The following is a 1,640-nucleotide window of genomic DNA, read 5'->3' as shown; positions in this document are numbered from 1 at the left end:
GTCGATCACCGATGCCCCGACCCTCTTCTGAGCCGGACTGCGCGGTCGCGCCACAGCGCGCGACCGTAAGATGGAAGCACCATGGATGACGAAGTCTTCGAGGACTACGACCGCGAACTGGAACTGGCGCTCTACCGCGAGTACCGCGACGTCGTCTCGCAGTTCCAATATGTGATCGAGACCGAGCGCCGGTTCTACCTCTCGAACGAGGTCAACGTCGTTCGGCGCGACACCGAGCACGACTTCTACTTCGAGATCTCGATGACCGATGTGTGGGTGTGGGACATCTACCGCGCCGACCGGTTCGTGAAGTCGGTGCGCGTGCTCACGTTCAAGGACGTGAACGTCGAGGAGCTCTCGCGTCGCGACTTCCACCTCCCCGAGGAGCTCTCGCTCGACAGCTGAGCGCTGTCGGCGGTCCAGGTCTTCACCCGTTCCTCCCCGATAGGCACCGGTTCGGGGTGATCCACTGATGCGCCGTTGACCTCGTCGCGCCCGCGGTGCGCGCGACAGCATGCCTTCATGGCTGACAAGGACGTGCTGGGACGGGCGGGCGAGCAGCGTGCCGCCCGACACTTCGAGACACTCGGCTTCGAGGTGCTCGATCGCAATTGGCGGGCGCGCGGGGGAGAGCTCGACCTCGTCGTCGCGACCGCCCGAGAGCTCATCGTGGTCGAGGTCAAGACCCGCAGCACCGAGAGCTTCGGACACCCGTTCGAGGCGCTCACCGAGCAGAAGAAGGCGCGCCTCTGGCGGCTGGCGATGGCGTGGATCGCGGCTCATCCCGAGCACGCGCAGGGCAGACGGCTGCGCATCGATGCGATCGGGCTGATCGGAGCGGACCCGGCTTCGGCGCCGCTCGAGCACCTGGCCGGCATCGTATGACCGTCGCGCGCACGTGGTCGGTCGCCCTCCTCGGTGTCGAGGGCGCGCTGGTCGAAGTCGAAGCCGATCTTTCGAATCAGACCCCCGAGCTCAAGATCATCGGCCTCGCCGACAAAGCGCTCGGCGAGGCGGCCAGGCGCGTCCACAATGCCTGCGCCAACAGCGGGCTGTCGCTCCCGCGGCGCCGCCTGACGATCAACCTCTCGCCGGCGAGCCTGCCCAAGCAGGGATCGGGCTTCGATCTCGCGATCGCCATCGCCTCGCTCGCGACGGAGGTGGAGATGGATGCCGCGTCCCTCGCGTCGACCGTCCACTTGGGCGAGCTCGGGCTCGACGGAAGGCTCAGGCCGGTCCCCGGCATCCTCCCCGCTGTCGTCGCGGCGGCGCGCGAGGGCATCACCCGCGTCGTCGTGCCACAGGCGAACACCGCCGAGGCGGAGCTGGTCGAGGGTGTCACCGTGCTCGGCGCCGTCAACCTCGCCGAGGTCGCGCGCTGGCACGGGGCCCGCGTCGCTGCGATCGTCCAAGACCCGATCCTGCCTCCCGAGACGGCGACGACGCCGCTTCCGATCCCGGAGCTCGCCGAGGTCATCGGTCAGCGCGAGGCCGTCGATGCGCTCGTCGTGGCGGCCGCTGGTGGTCATCACCTCCTGATGTGCGGACCGCCGGGAGCGGGCAAGACAATGCTCGCGCGGCGCCTTCCCGGCATCCTCCCTMCGCTCGACGAACCGGCGGCGCTGACGGCAGCCACAATC

At 68.6% G+C, this 1,640-nt stretch carries 3 protein-coding genes; all 3 read left to right on the top strand.

Going from position 1 to position 1,640, the window contains the following annotated elements:
* Nucleotides 1–81: 81 nt before the first annotated feature.
* On the top strand, nt 82–405 hold the full coding sequence (locus tag AC1DVT_RS20155) for a DUF2469 family protein (protein WP_477391164.1): 324 nt from the start codon (nt 82–84) through the stop codon (nt 403–405).
* Between the two features lie 117 nt (nt 406–522).
* Entirely contained in the window at nt 523–885 is a 363-nt protein-coding gene (locus tag AC1DVT_RS20150) for a YraN family protein (protein ID WP_477391162.1), read from the top strand.
* A partial coding sequence (locus tag AC1DVT_RS20145; protein ID WP_477391161.1) for a magnesium chelatase domain-containing protein occupies nt 882–1,640 on the top strand: 759 nt, incomplete at its 3' end. The genes AC1DVT_RS20150 and AC1DVT_RS20145, both read left to right, overlap by 4 nt.

This window comes from Microbacterium sp. P2_F9, assembly GCF_056403635.1.
Note: the sequence above shows the minus strand (reverse complement) of the source record. Positions and strands in the feature narration are given on the sequence as shown.